This is a genomic window from Streptomyces sp. NBC_01431 (genome assembly GCF_036231355.1).
Taxonomy (GTDB): domain Bacteria; phylum Actinomycetota; class Actinomycetes; order Streptomycetales; family Streptomycetaceae; genus Streptomyces.
Window position 1 is genome coordinate 7,592,051 of record NZ_CP109496.1, and the last position, 17,091, is coordinate 7,609,141.

Annotated in this window: 16 protein-coding genes and 1 pseudogene; 9 read left to right on the forward strand and 8 right to left on the reverse strand. The window is 67.9% G+C overall.

Translation table 11 applies throughout. The features are described 5' to 3' along the window. Positions 1-104: 104 nt before the first annotated feature. On the forward strand, positions 105-356 hold the full coding sequence (locus OG522_RS34605; protein WP_329466993.1) for an acyl carrier protein: 252 nt from the start codon (positions 105-107) through the stop codon (positions 354-356). A 151-nt stretch (positions 357-507) separates the two neighbouring features. On the opposite strand, the gene OG522_RS34610 is transcribed toward OG522_RS34605, so the two are convergent. Together OG522_RS34610 and OG522_RS41325 are read right to left on the reverse strand one after the other, a co-directional pair. Next, positions 508-1,101 carry an AraC family transcriptional regulator gene (locus OG522_RS34610; RefSeq protein ID WP_329466994.1) on the reverse strand — a complete coding sequence of 198 codons (594 nt, stop codon included), beginning with the start codon at positions 1,099-1,101 and terminating at the stop codon, positions 508-510. Between the two features lie 543 nt (positions 1,102-1,644). Then, entirely contained in the window at positions 1,645-2,058 is a 414-nt protein-coding gene (locus OG522_RS41325; RefSeq protein ID WP_443074855.1) for an IS3 family transposase, read from the reverse strand. Positions 2,059-2,852: 794 nt separating this feature from the next. On the opposite strand from OG522_RS41325, the gene OG522_RS34615 reads away from it, so the two are divergent. Together OG522_RS34615 and OG522_RS34620 are read left to right on the forward strand one after the other, a co-directional pair. Further along, positions 2,853-3,002 (forward strand): hypothetical protein, encoded by a 150-nt coding sequence (locus tag OG522_RS34615; protein ID WP_329466995.1) that lies wholly within the window; start codon positions 2,853-2,855, stop codon positions 3,000-3,002. A 112-nt stretch (positions 3,003-3,114) separates the two neighbouring features. Continuing rightward, complete coding sequence (locus tag OG522_RS34620) at positions 3,115-3,993, forward strand: sterol desaturase family protein (protein WP_329466996.1); 879 nt, start codon at positions 3,115-3,117, stop codon at positions 3,991-3,993. 137 nt (positions 3,994-4,130) lie between these two features. Here OG522_RS34620 and OG522_RS34625 read toward each other — a convergent pair whose 3' ends face one another. Next, positions 4,131-4,943, reverse strand: coding sequence for a C1 family peptidase (locus OG522_RS34625; protein WP_329466997.1), 813 nt, complete (start codon positions 4,941-4,943; stop codon positions 4,131-4,133). Between the two features lie 441 nt (positions 4,944-5,384). Between OG522_RS34625 and OG522_RS34630 the strand changes: the two genes are divergently transcribed. Next, positions 5,385-6,719 carry an alkaline phosphatase family protein gene (locus OG522_RS34630; RefSeq protein ID WP_329466998.1) on the forward strand — a complete coding sequence of 445 codons (1,335 nt, stop codon included), beginning with the start codon at positions 5,385-5,387 and terminating at the stop codon, positions 6,717-6,719. Positions 6,720-6,850: 131 nt separating this feature from the next. Here OG522_RS34630 and OG522_RS34635 read toward each other — a convergent pair. Further along, positions 6,851-7,006, reverse strand: a pseudogene (locus tag OG522_RS34635) (helix-turn-helix domain-containing protein); the annotation flags it as partial. A 347-nt stretch (positions 7,007-7,353) separates the two neighbouring features. Here OG522_RS34635 and OG522_RS34640 point away from each other — a divergent pair. After that, positions 7,354-8,946 carry a serine/threonine-protein kinase gene (locus tag OG522_RS34640; RefSeq protein ID WP_329466999.1) on the forward strand — a complete coding sequence of 531 codons (1,593 nt, stop codon included), beginning with the start codon at positions 7,354-7,356 and terminating at the stop codon, positions 8,944-8,946. A 723-nt stretch (positions 8,947-9,669) separates the two neighbouring features. On the opposite strand, the gene OG522_RS34645 is transcribed toward OG522_RS34640, so the two are convergent. After that, entirely contained in the window at positions 9,670-10,080 is a 411-nt protein-coding gene (locus tag OG522_RS34645) for a hypothetical protein (RefSeq protein ID WP_329467000.1), read from the reverse strand. 790 nt (positions 10,081-10,870) lie between these two features. Between OG522_RS34645 and OG522_RS34650 the strand changes: the two genes are divergently transcribed. Beyond that, on the forward strand, positions 10,871-11,662 hold the full coding sequence (locus OG522_RS34650) for an alpha/beta hydrolase (protein WP_443074786.1): 792 nt from the start codon (positions 10,871-10,873) through the stop codon (positions 11,660-11,662). A gap of 304 nt (positions 11,663-11,966) precedes the next feature. Here OG522_RS34650 and OG522_RS34655 read toward each other — a convergent pair whose 3' ends face one another. Both OG522_RS34655 and OG522_RS34665 read right to left on the reverse strand, forming a co-directional pair. After that, the gene (locus OG522_RS34655; RefSeq protein WP_329467001.1) at positions 11,967-12,095 is read right to left on the reverse strand and encodes a hypothetical protein; all 129 of its coding nucleotides are present in this window, start codon (positions 12,093-12,095) and stop codon (positions 11,967-11,969) included. Positions 12,096-12,695: 600 nt separating this feature from the next. After that, positions 12,696-13,244: a DUF4142 domain-containing protein gene (locus tag OG522_RS34665; protein ID WP_329467002.1), complete on the reverse strand. Its 549-nt coding sequence runs from the start codon at positions 13,242-13,244 to the stop codon at positions 12,696-12,698. 381 nt (positions 13,245-13,625) lie between these two features. Here OG522_RS34665 and OG522_RS34670 point away from each other — a divergent pair, with 381 nt between their 5' ends. Beyond that, positions 13,626-14,426 (forward strand): maleylpyruvate isomerase family mycothiol-dependent enzyme, encoded by an 801-nt coding sequence (locus OG522_RS34670; protein WP_329467003.1) that lies wholly within the window; start codon positions 13,626-13,628, stop codon positions 14,424-14,426. Between the two features lie 710 nt (positions 14,427-15,136). Then, on the forward strand, positions 15,137-15,343 hold the full coding sequence (locus OG522_RS34675; protein WP_329467004.1) for a hypothetical protein: 207 nt from the start codon (positions 15,137-15,139) through the stop codon (positions 15,341-15,343). 101 nt (positions 15,344-15,444) lie between these two features. Here the strand turns inward: OG522_RS34675 and OG522_RS34680 are convergent, their stop codons facing one another. Then, on the reverse strand, positions 15,445-15,960 hold the full coding sequence (locus tag OG522_RS34680) for a putative immunity protein (protein WP_329467005.1): 516 nt from the start codon (positions 15,958-15,960) through the stop codon (positions 15,445-15,447). Positions 15,961-16,315: 355 nt separating this feature from the next. On the opposite strand from OG522_RS34680, the gene OG522_RS34685 reads away from it, so the two are divergent. Beyond that, positions 16,316-17,002 (forward strand): class I SAM-dependent methyltransferase, encoded by a 687-nt coding sequence (locus OG522_RS34685; protein ID WP_329467006.1) that lies wholly within the window; start codon positions 16,316-16,318, stop codon positions 17,000-17,002. The last annotated feature ends 89 nt before the right edge of the window (positions 17,003-17,091 follow it).

A 17,091-nucleotide genomic window follows, 5' to 3' on the forward strand; every position in this document is an offset into this window, starting at 1 on the left:
GCTACAAAGGGAGTTCGCGAATCGCTCCGGAGCCGATGGCGCCCGGGGCGACAGGAAGAAGGCTCTTCAATGACGGGTACGGTCAACCAGCAGCGGAGGCACACATGAGCCAGCAGCAGACGGTCTTCGAGTCGGTCGCGGACATCATCGAAAAGATCAGTGGCGTTCCGGCCGGCCAAGTGACGCCGGAGAACCGGCTGCGGGACGATCTGGAGATCGACTCGCTCGCCCTCATCGAGATATCGGTGGCCGTGGTCGAGACCTTCCAGGTGGACCTTCCGGACGAGGAGCTCAAGGAACTGCGGACGGTGCAGGACGTGGTCGACCGGATCGAGACAGCCACGATCAACGCCTGAGACCGGCCAGGGGATCCGTCGAGGTGGAGGGTCCGTCACACACGCCGGACGCGGTGCGGGTGTGGGTGATCGGGCGCGGCCCGGTCACCGCTTGCCCTCACGAGTGTCGTGAGGGCAGCGGCGGACACGGCTGGGACAGCGATCCGTGAGCTCACTCCGGCCGGGATCGGTGCCGGTACTGCAATGGTGAGCAGCCCATGTGTTTCCTGAATACGCGGGCGAAGCTCTCTGGATTGGGGAAACCGCACCGACTGCCGACCTGGGATATGAGTTCGTTGCTCGTCGTGAGGAGACGGCATGCGGTCTCGATGCGTAACTCGGTCAGGTACTGCACGGGCGTCTTCCCTGTGGCGGCGGCGAACTGACGTAAGAAGTGGTAGCGGCTGAGCAAGGCCTCCTTGGCCATGTCTTCCAGTGTGACGCGGGTAGCCAGGTGCTTGCGCATGTAGTCGACCACCGCGAGCAGTCGCTCCGGATTCAGTCCCGGAGTGTCCGGCTGGAGGGCATCGTGCGGGTGGAGCAGGTGGGCGGTCAGGTAGTGCGCCGCGCTGAACGCGTAATGCTCGCTCAATCCGGCGTCCTGGGCGCGAAGCAACGCGGGAGCCATGGCAGCGGCCACGGGGTCGAAGACCCGTGGAGCCTCCAAGGTCGACAGGTCACGAACAGTGACTTCCGGATGCTCGTCCGCATAGCACCGAAGCTGCTGCGTGGGCAGGGCGATGAAAGCCACCTCGACGCGCTGCACGCCCGACGGGGGGCGCCACAGCCGCACGGCACTCTTGCCGACGAGGCGAGAGGTGTCCCCGGAGACGAGTGTGGTCTGACGCCAGCCCGAAGCGTCCGGGTATTCAACCTGGCATAAGCCTCTCAAAGGAGCCACGATTGTGAACCAGCCGTGGGGTGGCTGATAAGTCATACGCCCCTGAGCAGGGATGAATCGCCTCTCTATCGTCAGCGAATTCCAAAGAGCACTGCGAGAGTTGGCCATTTCCTTGTCATCTTTCTGCGAGGTACTGCTTGTACACCCACCGCTGCCGGCTTCAGCCGGAAGCTTTGAGACTTCCCGCTACGCAGACCGGCCTGCTGTTCCCCCCCCGCGCCGCGCCGTGCAGGACGAGCCCGATGTGGCGAGGAGACGAGAGGTCAGCGGGGCGTTGCGATGAGCACGTATCGGGCGGATGCTCCGTACTCTCCGCGCACCTGGACGTTTCGTGGTCGAATCTCAGGCAGGAGGATCACGGCCGGAGGCACGGTGTGGGGGTCACATGGGTGCGGGCAGGCGAGCGGCTCACGTTTCGGACGGCAGTTGCTCTTCGTAAGGCAGCCCTTTGCTGAAGACGCCCGAGCCGTGGACGCCGGCGAGTCCTTGTGGCCTCGGTGGCCGAGGCGGGCCCCAGGGGTTCTCGATGGTCGACGGGTTGTCCCGAGGCACTCCTTGGGTGCTGCCGCACCGGGCGGAACCGGCCCGGCCTGTGCCGTCCCGGTGAGGTCGCGTTGGACCAGGTTCGGGGCGGGGCGACATTCGGGCCGCGGGGCGTGAAGCCTTCGCGGCGTGGACCGGCACCCCGAGACGGACCACGCGCATCAGCCGCTCGACGCGCTTTCGCCCGATACGGGTCGCCTCACGCATGAGCGCCGGGTGCCCGCGCGGCGAGCCGTAGCCCCCGCCGGAGTAGGCGTGGATTTCCTTGGTGGGGTCGATCGCGCCTCACGGCCCGGCGGCGCCGCCCGCACCGCTCGGTCTCCGTGCGACGCCACCGGTAGTGGGCGCTGAAGGTGGTGCGCGGTTCCCGCAGGGCGTACTCGTCCCCCGAAGCGAGGCCCTGGTCGAGGAGCGCCGGCACCTGGACGGCGGTCGTCCACCGTCAGCGGGGCTCCGCTTTCGACGGTGAGCTCCTTGATCTCGCGTAACTCCAAGGAGTACTTCCTGGGGGCGGCCAAGGTCGACGTTCCCCTCGCCAGCCCTCCGCGACCTTTTGCCAGCATCCTCCGCATCTCGGGGAGACCTCACTTTCGTGTGCACCAGGCCCGGAATTGCTCGACTTCGTTCCTAGGCCAAAGGCTAGGGAGCTGGGTGCAGACTCGCATGCACCAGAGCGACAAGGGCTAGGGCAAACTTCCGGGACCCGGCGGGCAATCGTCCGCAGAGGGCGCACCGACGGACCGCACCCGCACATGCCGCCTGCGGAGGGCCGCCGCGCCGGCAAACCGTCCGCGCCGGGCTGAGGGCCCGCATGCGCGAGGCCCCTTGAGGGCGCGGATCGCCGTGTCGTGGCCGGGCTGGGAGCGTCGGCTGTGCACGGCCTGGCCGACCGGGGGTGCCTCCTTCGGCTGCACCCAACAGGGCGGCCTGCCTGCCCTTCGAGATCGTCACATCAAGACGGGCAGCCGCGCGGCGGTGACGATGGCAACCAGGCAGCGCAAGGACTCTGCCAACTCCCGCAAGAGCGCGGCGAGTCTGCTGCACGAGGCGCCGCGCCGGCCACACTGCGGGCTATGGGCATCACCGCGCAGATCGTCGCCCGCGCCCACTCGGTGTTCGTCTCCCGCACAGCATCAACAATGAACCCGCCAGGCAATTTGGTAATTGCAGGAAACTACAATGCGGTGCTGAGGTGCGGATCCCGCGCATTGGGCATGGTGTGACGGAGCCGTTGTTCTGGGCGGACTCCATCTCGGTACTGCGGCAGCAATCCCAGGAGCCCACCAGGCAACATGTGTCAACTCCTGGCTTGGAAGGCGACCTACGATTTCCGCCATGTCAAGCTTCCCCGATGTCGCAGTCTGGTCCATACCGGCCTTCGTGCTGCTCACCGTCGTCGAAATCATCAGCGTCCGGCTGCATCCCGGCGAGGAGGATGCCGGATACGAGGTCAAGGACGCGGCGACCAGTGTCAGCATGGGGCTCGGCAGTCTCTTCTTCAGCTTTCTGTGGAAGTTCCAGGATGTCGCGGTCTACAGCGTCGTCTACGAACTGACGCCGCTGCGCGTGCCGTTACTGTGGTGGACCTTTCCGCTGATGCTCATCGCCCAGGATTTCTTGGGATACTGGTCTCATCGAAGCCATCACGTCATCCGGATCCTGTGGGCTTGCCACGTCGTCCACCACTCCAGCCGGAAATTCAATCTGACCACCGCGCTGCGCCAGCCCTGGATGACGTTCACCGTGGGTTTCTTCTTCCTCCCGATGGTTGCCGCCGGTGTTCACCCGGTGGTGCTGGCATTCTGTTCCTCCGTCAACCTCGTCTACCAGTTCTGGATCCACACCGAGCGCATCGACAAGATGCCCCGGTGGTTCGAGTTCGTCTTCAACACGCCGTCGCACCACCGTGTGCACCACGCGTCCCAGGGCAGCTATCTGGACCGTAATTTCGGCGGGGTTCTCATTGTCTGGGACCGGCTTTTCGGAACGTTCGTCGCGGAGACCGAACGGCCCGTTTACGGACTGACCAAGAACATCCGGACGTACAACCCACTGAAGGTCGCGTCGCACGAATACGTGGCCATCGCCAAGGACATCAAGATGGCGGGCAGTTGGAGCGAGCGGGCCGGTCGGGTATTCCGTGGTCCCGGCTGGCGCCCGCAGGACAGGACGTCAGTTTCGGTGGCGTCCGTGACGAAGGAACCCGCCGCCTGAGACCCGGCGTCGGCCGGCGGTCAGCGCGCCGAGCACGAGGGAGGTGAGCGCGGCGCCGAGGAAGGGAGTGCGGGAACGGAGAACGGGGCAGCGGCTGAAGGCACGCTGGTCGGCCGGCCGACGGATGGGCCCTGCCGTCAGGTGACCAGGCGAATGGTCCAGAAGTCCCTGGCCAGACCCGGCTCCGTCACGTACGCGTACGGGAGTGTGAAGTAGCCGCCCTGCCCCCAGTCGGAGCCCCAGGAGTTGCGCACCAGGAAACGTTGCGTACTGTCGTCGTACCCCACCGCCAACACGGCATGTCCTCCGACCAACTGGTCGTCGGTGCTGGGCAGTTGAGCGTCTCCGGCCTTCGCTACCTCGGGGGTCTCGAAGCTGGAATAGACGGTGAATCCGAAGACGAAGGGGAACCCGGCGGCGAGGCAGCCCTTGAGCTGCTCAAGGTTCTGAATGATGCGCTGGTAGGCGGTCGCGGTCGATTTCAGGGCGTCCGTGTAACAGGACGCCGAGGGCTTCTTGCCCGCCGGGGCCTCTTTCGGGAACGGCCCACCGTCGGTGACGGCCGGAGTGTCGTCGTAGGGCCACTCCGTCTCCGGGCACACCCCCAGTTTTGCCACGCTCTTGACCCCGTCACGGAGCTGGGCACCGGAGTCCGCGCCCACATGGCCTTCCATCGCGCGCTCGTTGTAGTAGATGAACAGGCGGGACGGGACGAAATCCGCAAGGCTCTGCCGCATCAGCTCGAACTGAAAGGCGCCGGCGATGGCGTTGGCGCTGCAACTGCCGATGCGACCCTGGTCGTAGACAGGGGGAAGCTTGTCGCGCAGGTCCGTCCTGGGCGGCGGGGTCACCAGCGCCAGACGGGGCGCCGAGTACATGTGGTCACGGGCATCGGGCAGATCGGGCACCCAGCCGAAGCGGGCGACCCGGCGCGCTACCGGACTTGCCATCGAAACATCCTTTCTCAGACCGCCCGGTGGGCGGTCCCGCTGTCGCACGGGGACACATTCGCAGTATCGATGTGAGGTGGAGATACCGCCTGCCGACGGTGCGGTGTCGACGGGTGGTGGCCGACTCCGGCCTGCGGGAAGCAGCTTCAGGCCGGGTGCCCGGCGCCGACGGTGGCCCCAGGTGCGGCCGCAGCAGCCGGCCAGGCATGCTCCTCCATCCGTGTCCGCGGGACGACCGGGCCGCTCCATCCGCAAACAGCCGCCGTGAGGGCCGCACGCGTGGCCGCACCCGTATTTCCGAACCAGCTGGGCCTGACTCCGCCAAGCGATGAACGAGCATCCTGTTCTACGGTGGCAGGCAGGGTCACCGTCGCGACTGGTGGAGTCTGCGCCGATCGGCGGCAGCTTCCACCAGCGTCCGCACCCGCCGGGAGGCGACAGATGCCGTCAAGTACCTCGTTGCTGGACCAGATCGATCACTTCGTGGTCCTCATGCTGGAGAACCGCTCCTTCGACCACATGCTGGGGTTCCTCTACACCGATCAGGGCAACCACTCCCCGTCCGGTCAGCCCTTCGAAGGGCTGACCGGACAGGAGTCCAACCCGGACGGGAGCGGCGGCCGAACGGCTGTCTTCCGGATCGACCCGGCAAGGCCCGGCGCGTACTTCATGCCCGGCGCCAATCCGGGGGAGGGGTACCGGCCCACCAACAACCAACTGTTCGGCACGCCGACTCCCACCACCGCGACCCCCGTCGCGACCAACGAAGGCTTCGTCACGGACTTCGCAGCGACCTTGCCGCAGCGCATCCAACACGGCCAGCACGTCTACCCGGGCACCACCGCGAACGACATCATGGGCTGTTTCACCCCGGAAGCGCTTCCGGTACTGTCCGGTCTTGCCCGCGGATACGCGGTGTGCGACCACTGGTACAGCTCGGTGCCGACGGAGACCCTGCCCAACCGGGCCTTCGCGTGCGCCGGCACCAGCCAGGGCCACATGGACGACAACACGCACACCTTCACCTGCCCCAGCATCTTCGGCCGCCTCGACGACAGCAAGATCGACTGGTCCGTCTTCGGTTACCACGCCCAACCGCTGACCCGAGGCAACTTCCCCGACATCGCACACGCCGACGAGCGGCACTTCGGCAAGTTCATCGACTTCAAGAACGCGGCCGCCGCCGGCTCCCTGCCCGGGTTCAATTTCCTGGAGCCCGCCTGGGCCTCCACGGGCAACAGCCAGCACCCCAACTATGACGTCGCACTGGGCGAGCAACTCATCCACGACGTCTACCAGGCGCTGCACGACGGGCCGGGGTGGGCAAAGACCCTGCTGGTCATCACCTACGACGAGCACGGCGGTTGCTACGACCACGTGGCTCCGCCATCCGGCGCGACGCCGCCCGATGACGCGGTCGGCGAATTCGGCTTCGACTTCACCCGATTCGGGGTGCGCGTGCCCACGGTGCTCGTCTCCCCGCTCATCCAACCCGGCACAGTCTTCCGCGTTCCCGAAGACGGCGTGCCGCTGGACCACACCTCGCTGCTCAAGACGGTCGAGCAGCGCTGGAACCTGCCCCCGCTCACCGCCCGCGACCAGGCCGCCCCCGGCATCGGCGACGTCCTGACACTCAACCAGCCACGCACCGACGACCCCCTCGCCGGTGTCATCGTCCCCACCTCCATCGGCGCCAACCCGGCCCGGACCGAGACCTCCCACCTTGAGCAGGTGCACACCGACCTGGTCGACCGGCATCTCCTCCCGCGCACCTGAGGGCGGCCGATCCCGCGCCGCGAGGTCCTCGTCCCTGGGGGAGCGGATCGCGGGAGCCGTTGCGGCGGCTGCACTGACCGATGGGTCAGGAGGGTGACGAACCGCTCCTGGCTGCCGCCGATGAGGTCTTCCTTGGTGCCGAAGTAACGGAACAGGGTGCGCTGGGAGACCCCGGCCTCGCGGGCGATCTGCGCGATGGTCGTCTCGTCGTACCCCTGCTGCGTGAACAGGCGCAACGCGGTTTGCAGGATCTCCTGGGCGGCGAGCTGCCGCGTCCGATCCCACAGCGTGGGCGTAGCCGCCCCTTGCCCGCTACATAACGGGCGACAATCTCATCGCCTCCGGCGGCATCGGAGTCCACACCCGCCCCGTGCAGGTGACAGCGGCGGAGGCAAGGCCTCGCCCGCCGTACGGCCGCGACATCGTAGAGCCGGACCGACGGGTGCGTGCCCGCCTGGGAGGGAGCTGACGCGGGCGTGGTGGGCGAGATATGTGCTGGATGCGGCATATCCAATGGTCTGTGACCAGATGGGGCGTCTGCGGCTGTCGGACCATTCACGAGCCATTTGCCGAGTCGGTTACCGTGCATGGTTGGGTGATACGAATGAGGGAGAAGCAGACGGAGGGTAGGGCTGTGTCGGACGAAGGGCGGCTGGTCGCCGGGCGGTACCGACTGGTCGAGTGCATCGGCCGCGGCGGTATGGGCACGGTATGGCGGGCCGAGGACGAGGTGCTCGCCCGGCAGGTCGCCCTCAAGCAGCTCCATACGCAGCCGCACCTGTCCGACAACGAGGTCGCCACGCTGTACGAGCGCACCCGCCGTGAGGCGCGCAGCGCCGCCCGGGTCGTCCATCCCAACGTCGTCGTCGTGCACGACGTCGTGGAGGACGACGGCCGACCGTGCATCGTCATGGAGTACGTCCCCGCGCCCACTCTCGGCGACGTCCTCAAGGGCGCACACACCGTGTCGCCCGAAGAGGCCGCACGTATCGGCCTCGGCATGGTCGCTGCCGTCCGGGCCGCGCACGCCGCCGGTGTCCTGCACCGGGACATCAAGCCCGGCAACGTCCTGCTCGGGGCCGACGGCAGGGTGGTCCTGACCGACTTCGGCATAGCGAGGACCGCTGGCACCTCGACGCTTACGCAGACCGGGGAGATGGTCGGCTCCATCGACTTCATGGCCCCGGAACGGATCCGCGGCCGGCAGCCCGGCCCCTCCTCCGACCTTTGGTCGCTGGGCGCGACGCTGTACCAGGCGGTCGAAGGGAGGCCGCCGTACCGCCGGGAGACCGCCATGGAGACGGCGTACGCCATCGTCGTGGACCCGCTGGAGCCGACGCGGCAGGCCGGTCCGCTGGAACCGCTCATCGACGGCCTCCTGTCGAAGAACCCCGAGGACAGGCCGACGGCGGAGCAGACGGAACAGGCCCTGCGGGCCGCCTGTTCCGGCGGCTCGACGCCCACGCAGTCGGCCGTCGGCCACGACGGGCCTGACGACAACGCCGACACGGCACGGACGCCCGCGGCGCTGCCGACCCCGCCCGTGACGGACGACAACGCCGACACGGCACGGACGCCCGCGGCACTGCCGACCCCGCCCGTGATGACGGAACGGGACGGCCGGGGCCGAAAACGAGGCCGTCGCGTCCTCGGGGTTGTCGTGCTCGCCCTGGCGGTGGCCGCCGCGGCCGGAATGCTCTACGTGTCGTCGCAGCGCGGCGGCGCTGATGCGGCCGACGGCCAGAAAACCAGCACCACGACGCCCACCCCATCGGCCACACCCTCGCGGGTCCCCGACGGCTACCGCGTGGTCCGCGACCAGCGGCTCGGCGTTTCCTTTCCCATACCGGCCGACTGGAAGCCGAAGACGGGTTCGGCCGGTGCGGTCACCTACACCGACCCGTCCGGCCTGGCCGGTATCACCATCGGCATGGTGGACCCGGCCGGTTCGCACCCCATCGAGCACTTCACGGACATCGAGACGAACACCAAGGCCAACTACGCCACGTACCGCAGGCTGCGGATGCAGAAGACCACGTTCAAGGACAAGCCGGCCGCGGTGTGGGAATTCACCTTCCACGGCCGCGCCCGCGCCTTCCGCGCCATCGACCTCGGATACGGCACGGCGGGCGGCCGGGAGTACGACATCTACCTGTCGGCCCCGGAGGCTCAGTGGGACACGTACCGTCCCGTCTTCGACGCCGTGCAGAACGGGTTCACCGACTGACCCTGTCTCCGGGCTCCGCGTCCGGGGGGACGGGCGGCAGAACGCCGTGGAGCGAACGGACGGCTGCCGGTCTTGATGGAGCAAAAGGGCCTTCCTCGTCCGCCGGTGAACGCGACTGGTGAAGCTGCGGGCGGGCGCTGGAGCGGTCCCGCGCCCGCCCTCCGGAGCGTTCGGACCTGCCTGAGCGATCCCGGTTCCCGCCTGATTCGTGCTGGGGGCGGCGGCTACCAGCAGGTCGCGGTCAACGAGCATCAAAGGGAAGATGGACGCCGCCAGCACCTGGCTGTCCCGCGCGTTGGCGGAGATCGAGTGTGCTGCGGCAGTGCAGTTGTGGACACGCGGCAGTGCCGGCCGGGCGAGTTCCGGGACCGCGCGAATGACTACGCGCACTGCTGCATGGGCCGCCTCGCGAGGCTCAGGGCGTACGAGCGAGACGACGCCCGGCAGCACGGAGTCCCGGGACCATGCCATGACCGCCCCGGGACTCCTGGTGCACTTCTTCTCATCCGGCCGGCCGGTTCAACGACCGGCCGTGGCCGCGGCCACCGGGACGGTCACATCCAGTCCACACCGAATGCGGCGAACTGCTCTCTGCTCAACCGGTTGCGGCGGTACCTCGTTTGGAGACCGACGCCCCGAGCCCGACTACGTGCTGGCAGTGGTCGCGACCCGCGCACGGGTGTTGCGGGCCTGAGCAGTGGAGGGGGTACGGCGGTCGCCCGGTCAGAGGAGCTTCATCGGGGCCTGGTACTGGTCGACGGGTGCGACGTTGCACGCGGCCTTGGGGCCGCCGAGCAGGTGTCCGCCGATGCCCTCGCCCTCGGGCAGCGGCACCGCGCAGCGTCCGTCGACGTTGATGAGCGGGGCGCCGTAGGTGTTGAGGATGCCGCCGGAGTCACCCGCGATGGCGGTGTCACCGCTGCGGGTCCCGAAGTCCGTCGCACCGACACCCCTGCCAGCACCCATGCCGCTGACGGTCGGGCCCTGCGCGACAGGGGCCGCGAGGACGCTCTTGAGCGCGTTGGCGGGGATGCTCAGGGCCTCGGGTCCCGTGGTTTGTGCCGAGGCGGGCACGGCGGCGGCCATCGTTGCGGCGGTGGCGAAAGCCGCCCCTGCGAGAACCTGCTTGATCACGGTTGTGCTCCCATTCGGTGGATCAGGGAGGGGTGACGGGCCCCGTTTTTGGGATCCTGCCGCCCCTTTAGACGTGTCCGGATGGGCCTTGGCCGGGGCCGCGGCCTGCTGGCACGGCATCTCACCAGGACGCCCTGTGATGCCCCGCACCAGCCGCCGCGTCCTGTCCGACCCTGATCCCCCGGACATACCCTGGAACGAGAACCATCCCCAACACGTCACAAACTGCGCTCATTTGGGCCAACACTCACCGCATTGATCTGATGATGGCCAACCACCCGTCCCAGGGCGTCTTTCTCCTCACGGCCCATACCCGCGTCCAGCCCGTAGGGGCGAGCTGCTTACCGGATGGCGGACCCGGGGCCGAGCAGCAGTCGGAGCGCGGGCCGCCCGCGACGTCGGTGCCGCCCCGCTGGGGCTGGCCATGAGGCGCTGGGCTGGTGGCAGGGGCTTGTGCGCCCGCGCCCCGTCACCATGGCGGTCTCTGGGCGGCCAGGCGGCCACCGGAAGCGAATGTCCTGACCCCCGACGCGCAGCGGCAGGAACGCGAATATCCGCTGGCCGGGGACGGCCCGCCGCGTCTTGAGCGCGCAACAAGGGTCTCGAGGCTGGCCAGCCTCGAGACCCTTTATTGCGCTTCTCCGGCGCGTTCAACGGCGGTCCGCACGCCAGGTCACGCGGCTTCCTCCGTTCAGCCCAGTGCAGTACAGGCTCGCCGCGAGCCCCGGCTCGCTGTCGCGGCCCTCACAATCCAGCCTCAAGACGCCCCCGATCAAGGTGGCAGCCTCAGATGTTGGACCGGCTGGATTCGCCCTACTGCGAAACGTCTGCTGCTGGCGTGACCGGCGCCGCACAGACGATCATGGCTGCTGGCAATGTGAAATGCGCTGCTGAATGGGGGATCTTCGTGAATGGAGTGGTGTTGGTGCACGGTCTGTACCACGACCCGCAGCACTTCGACCTAGTTGTTGGGGAGTTGGCTGCTGCCGGAGTCGAGGTGGCTGTTCCGGAACTGCATCGTGGCTCGCTTATGGCTGACACCGAAGCGGTGCAGGCAGTCGTTGATGCCATGGAAGAGCCGCCTCTGGTTTTGGGCCACTCTTACGGTGGCTCAGTGATCACTGGCCTGACAGGGGCCGTTCATTTGGTGTACCTGGCAGCCTTTGTGCCTGCTGAGGGCGAGAGCGCCGCCAGTCTCGGTGGTTCGACCAGGCTCCTCGCTTCCTCCATCGTGCATGACGGAGACGGACTGACCCATGTGGACTCCGCGGCGGCCGTTGAACTCTTCTATGCCGACGCTCCGGTCGAGCGTGCGACCTGGGCAGCGTCATTGCTGCGACCTCAGAAACCGGGATGTGGCCGGGGAGTGCCGCAACGCCAGTCGTGGCGGAACACACCTTCCACCTACGTCATCTGCACTCAGGACCGCGCGGTTGAACCCGACTTGCAGAAGGAGATGAGCAGCCGCTGTTCCAGCGCACTGACATGGCACACGAGCCACTCACCTTTCATCAGCCAGCCCGGGAAGGTCGCTGCCGCACTGCGGAGCTTGCTTCTTCCCAGCAGTGGACACCATCGGTGACCGATCAGGGAAATTGAGCAAGAGCGTGTGACGCGACACGGTTCCTCGGTCAGGGAAGCGACACCACCTGGTGTTGGCGAAGAGTGATATCGCCGAGATTTGACGCGCTGCTTCGGGCCTTGCAGCGGGAGGCGCGCCGATCGCGGCGAGGGGCCATCAATGCCGCCCAGACCGGAGGTTGAGTTGTACGGGGCGATGCCCTTGCTGCACTAGTGTCCCGCCCGGTACCGGCCCCCGGCGACCGCGTTCGTGGCGTTGCCCGGCCGAGCCTACGGTGGCGAGCCGTTCGAGGTGGGCTGGCCGCTCAGGTATGCCGAGCAAAGAGGGCGACGAACGTGATGTAGGCGATGGCGGCGGTGGCCACGAACCAGAAGTACGGATCGCTGCTTCTCCCGGACGCCAAGTCGCCGATGAAGGCGCTGAGATTCCCCACGGTAAGCACGATGCGGGTGTCAGCCCAGGTCAACTCCAGTCATGCCACGGTCAGTTACGCCTCTTGCTGGGTCCTGGCTCGCATTTCGGTGGCCAGACTCGCCCGGATGCCTCGCCAGGCCTGACAGCCTCAAAACCGAGCACCAAGGCCGCCTGGCCCAGGGGCACCGCCGCCTGCACCGAAATAGTCCAACTCACCACCCGTGACAGGGACTTCGCGCAGCTCCAGGCGCCCACTCGGAGATCTCCGAAACACTCGCACGCTGGATTGACGGCGTCCGCACAGCGAACCTGCCGCCTGCACCCGCGGTCTCGACCGGGACCACGACGCCGTGATCGCAGCCCTCACACTTCCGTACAGCAACGGACCCACCGAGGATGTGAGCACCAAGGCCGAGCTCATCGCGAGGCAAATGTACGGGCAGGCACGCTTTACTTTCCTACGCCACCGCATCCTCCCCGGACTACTCACATTCCATTCGGTTACGACCGGATATGCGACGGGGCCGCTGGCCCGGACGAATCGCGGCGGGTGTCTCGAAGCTGCGCCCCTCGTCCGTGCGGGCGAGGGGCGCGTGGCAAAGCTGCGAGGTCGGGCTCGTCACTGAGGTGGGCTGCTTCCCATCGACGAGTGGCATACGCCGCCCTCCACCATCTTCAGGTGGGAGGCCACGATCGGACGCGCAGCCTGGGCGGCCGCCTGGATCTGGCTGTCCGTGCCGGACTTCAGTTCTTTGTCGATCAGCGCGAGCGCCTGCTGGTGGCCGCTGCTCTGGAGCTTCAACCAGGCACTGTCGTAGGGCGCAGTGCCGTTCAGCGGCTTCAGCGCGGACAGTTGCTTCTGCTGTTCTGCGGTGGGGTCGCTCGTCAGCGAGATGCCCTTGCTTTTGGCCAGCGCTCCTCCCTTGGCGTCCAGTGTTGTGTGGTCGCGCACCAGGATCTGTGCGACCTGTTTCACGCAGGCGCTGTTCGCGTGCGTACGGGCGTCCTTGCCCGCGGCGATCTCGGCGAGGTTGGCCTGATGGATGGTCTGGAGGAACACCGCGTCCGAGCCGGCTGTGGGGCTGGCCGCGCCGAACGCGGTCGTGGTTCCCGCGAGGGTGAGCGCGACGGCAGCTGCGGCCGTGGCACAGGTGTGGGTGTATCGCATGAAACCTCCACGTGTCCGTGGATCGGCTAGGGGCCACTTCGGCATGCGGACGGCTACGCGCCATTTGTCCGGGGGTGGCCCGACCCGAAAGAGCCTAGGGCTGCGCCCGGGTACCCGCCTGTCGAGATCACTCTCCGTCGCCGCCGCGGAATGGAGCGGCCGTTGGCAGAGCCATGGTGGCAGCGTGTGGGCACCTGACCGGAGTGGGAAACAGCTCGGGACGCGGCCCAGCGCCTGGCGTACCGCCACCACCAGCGTGCTCGCAACAGAGCGCAGCGTGTCACCCGAGCGGTGGGAGGCAAGGACGACGTCCGCAATGGCCAACCGGCGACGACTGGAAATCGCTGTCCGATCACCGGAGCACGGTGATAGACAACCGGCGTGGAAAAGAATCTTGAGTTCCCTGACCTGCTGCGACTGATCGATGAACGGTCGACTGCCTTCCGCACCGCGGTCGCCGCCGCGCCCAGTCTCGACGCACAGGTGCCAACCTGCCCCGGGTGGACGCTGTTCGATCTGGTGAAGCACCTGGGTGGGGGAGACCGTTTCTGGGCCGCCATCGTCGGCGCGGGGCCTGCCGACGCTCCTCCGGCCGAGGCCACCGCTGCGCGCGCCGCTTTGGAAGTGCCGCGGGAGCGTGAGGCCCTGCTGGCCTGGCTGTCCGCGTCGACGCAGCTTCTGCTGAACGCCCTGCGCGAGGCAGGACCGGAGAGTGGTTGCTGGACGTGGTGGCCTGCGTCGCAGTCACCGCAAACCTCCGGTGGTATCGCCCGGCACCGGGTCCAGGAGACCGCGGTGCACACGTACGACGCCCAGCTCGCCGGGGGCGCCCCGCAGCCGCTGCCGCTCGGCGTGGCGCTCGACGGTGTGGAGGAGTTCCTGTTCACCGTCTGCGGAACACCGAGTGCCTGGCCGCACAAGCCCACGGCCTTCGACTTCCACACCGCCGAGGGCCGCTCCTGGCGCCTCACGGTCGACGGCGACGGAGCACGCTCCACCCGCATCCCCGCGCCCACTACCGCGACCGGCGAGGACTCGGACGCAGCCGGCGCCTCCATCCATGGCACGGCCAGTGAGCTGGTCCTCTACTTGTACGACCGTATCCCGGCCGACTCCTTGCATGTTGACGGAGACGCAGGGCTGCTCGACCTGCTCCGCGCCTGGGAGCCGGAGGAGAAGTAGGACGCAGCGGGGGCGGTTGGCCGCGCCTCGAACAGGTAGGACACGACTCTTCGCCAGGTTTTCGCGAGGTTCGTCGGTCGCGGCACCGGGCTCAAACCCGCGAGGCGGCTTCGAGGCCTAACCAAGCCGACCGTCTACCGGGTCAGAGCTCGAACTCACAGCCTCCGCAAGATCAGAGACGAGTACCTCGACAGCCGGGCAACCGCCGACCGGCTCGCTCTTCGTACCCAGCGAGCCGGCGGTTCTGCGTCGAGGCCGACCCTTGGCAGCGCTCCGGGTCCCACCAACCCGCCAGATGATCATTTGTCAGGTAGGCCAAAGGTAGCTGCTCGCCTCCCCAACTCGCTCAGCCGCGACCTCCACTCTCGCCATCGACGTACCCACCGCCTGTTCCAGCGTGGGGAATTCAAGTGAGCATGTCTGGCCAGCACTTGGGCGGCGAGGGGGGAAATTCGAGGGCCTTATCGACGCGGCCGGGGGTCCCGCCCGGTTGGCCCGGAGGGCCGGAACCCCGCTGGTCGTCACAGGGCGGAGCCTGTTCGAGGAGTCTCTTGACGAATGCGTCGAGGCCCCCCCGGCCCACGAGGACGTGCCTCGGTGCGCCGCATCTCTGCCCCGCCGGATCGAACCTCACAGCGGCCAGGGCCGTGACGGTCAGTGCGGCAACGGCCGCGTAGAGGCCACGCCCCGGCGGTGATCACCACCGAGGCATGGGCGCCGAGTTCGAGGGGCACGTCATCGCCCCCGGGGACCTGGCCCGCACCTCGCCGTACCCGATCGAGCACATCCGCACATCCGCCGCTTCGGCGAGTGCTCCCGCCACGAAATCGGCATCCAGCCCGAGACGTACGATCCGAGCCCTTGACGTCGATTTCAGCCCGCCGCGCGGCGACACTCCGTCCGCCTCGGACGACTAGGGGCGCAGGCAGCGTGACACCGAGCGAGCGTCGCGCCGCCGCTCCTGGGACAGATGGGACTCCGTCATGCTTGGGGGCAGTACTGGCACCTCGGGGCGTGTTCAGCAATCAAACACCCACCAGCAGATCTCGTTCCGCAACCGCTGGTCGTCAAGTACGAGCTCGCGTATCACCTCCGGTAGTTGGTCACGCTGCCACTGGCACTCCAGTCGCCCTGCGGCTTCACCCTCGCCTTCCGGCGCGGCAGCGCGTGCGGCCTTGATCGCATAGGCGGCCGCGCCGAGCTCGTGCGCGGCGACGTGTGCGACAGCACCGGCCTGGCCAGCGGCGTACGCGGCATGCCGTGCCGCCCCACGCAGATCTCTGGCCGCACCCATGGCATGGCCGCCCGCCGCGCGTGCCTGGGTCATCTTGACCTCGCCACGCACCCAGGCGCGGGCATGCTCGATCGCCTGACGCGGCCGTGGGTCCTCAGGCTGAGCCGACTCGAAGAGGTCAAGGACGTGCTCCGCGCAAGATGCCGCCCAAAGAGCGAGGAGGTGATGGTCCGCATCGGTGAGGGTTCCACCGCGGCGGATCGTCACGAAGCGAGGGTCCCGGACCTTCGGAAGGATCATGGTTGGTACTCCTTTGCTTGCATCCGCCCAACACCCAAGGGTGCGCACGTGCGCCAGGCACGCCCACAAGTAAAGCCTGCAAACCCGGTGGTTGGCTCCCTGGCGGGCTGTTGCCCCGTCCTGTCGTCGAACGATCCTTCAGACCGTGTCAACGTCGGCATTTCGTACGGGATCGGTGGCATCGTCAGGCCGACGAGCGCCACTATCGGGCCCCCCTGCCCGGGGCGCCCCGAGGCACGGAAGCGACCGTCGGCCGGTGTGTACGCACCCTGCTGCTCCTTCCCCTTGACGACTCTTTTTGCCGGACCGGCAACAAGTGTTGGCGTTGCCGGAGCGCGAGCACGACAGTGGGCCGATGACTGAGAACATCACAGCGGGTTCATCCGCGTCCGGCACGCCTTCGGCCGACGACGAATACGCAGGGGACCCCTCGGTACGAGCCGAATGGGACAACCGGTACGCCGACCGGCAACAACTGTGGAGCGGTCGACCCAACGGTGCTCTCGTGGCCGAGACCGCGGGGCTCACACCCGGACGGGTGCTTGACGTGGGCTGCGGCGAGGGCGCGGACGCCGTCTGGCTCGCACGGGGCGGCTGGGACGTGACCGCCCTGGAGGTCTCGGGCGTCGCCCTGGAGCGGGCGGCCGGACACGCACGGGACGCCGGTGTCGCCGTTCGCTGGGTACACGCGGAACTGACCCGGGCGGAGCTTGCGCCAGCCTCGTTCGACCTCGTTTCCGCGCAGTATCCGGCCTTGCTGCGCACCCCCGACGCCGCAGCCGAGCGAGCACTGCTCGCGGCCGTCGCACCCGGGGGCGTGCTCCTGCTCGTCCACCACGCGGGGATGGTCGAGCAGCACCCGGACGAAAACGGCTTCAACCCGGCCGACTACGTCTGGCCCTCAATGGTCGTCGCTTTGCTCGACGATGACGATGACTGGGAGGTCGAGGTGGACGAACAGCGTCCCCGTGTGGCGCCCGAAGGCGGCGCGGGCGCACACCACACCGACGACGTGGTGCTGCGCGCACGACGTCTGCGCTGACCCCTTCTGTTCATCGCGGATGCCGAGGGAGCGCCGTCCGTCCGCGGTACGGCTCAAGCCGTTCGTGGGAGGTGCGGCCCCAAGTCATG

Coding starts and splice junctions, on each gene's coding strand:
- OG522_RS34605 (WP_329466993.1), top strand. CDS start 105: ATGAGCCAGCAGCAGACGGTCTTCGAGTCGGTCGCGGACATCATCGAA.
- OG522_RS34615 (WP_329466995.1), top strand. CDS start 2,853: ATGGGCATCACCGCGCAGATCGTCGCCCGCGCCCACTCGGTGTTCGTC.
- OG522_RS34620 (WP_329466996.1), top strand. CDS start 3,115: ATGTCAAGCTTCCCCGATGTCGCAGTCTGGTCCATACCGGCCTTCGTG.
- OG522_RS34625 (WP_329466997.1), bottom strand. CDS start 4,943: ATGGCAAGTCCGGTAGCGCGCCGGGTCGCCCGCTTCGGCTGGGTGCCC.
- OG522_RS34630 (WP_329466998.1), top strand. CDS start 5,385: ATGCCGTCAAGTACCTCGTTGCTGGACCAGATCGATCACTTCGTGGTC.
- OG522_RS34650 (WP_443074786.1), top strand. CDS start 10,871: ATGTTGGACCGGCTGGATTCGCCCTACTGCGAAACGTCTGCTGCTGGC.
- OG522_RS34665 (WP_329467002.1), bottom strand. CDS start 13,244: ATGCGATACACCCACACCTGTGCCACGGCCGCAGCTGCCGTCGCGCTC.
- OG522_RS34675 (WP_329467004.1), top strand. CDS start 15,137: ATGGGCGCCGAGTTCGAGGGGCACGTCATCGCCCCCGGGGACCTGGCC.
- OG522_RS34680 (WP_329467005.1), bottom strand. CDS start 15,960: ATGATCCTTCCGAAGGTCCGGGACCCTCGCTTCGTGACGATCCGCCGC.
- OG522_RS34685 (WP_329467006.1), top strand. CDS start 16,316: ATGACTGAGAACATCACAGCGGGTTCATCCGCGTCCGGCACGCCTTCG.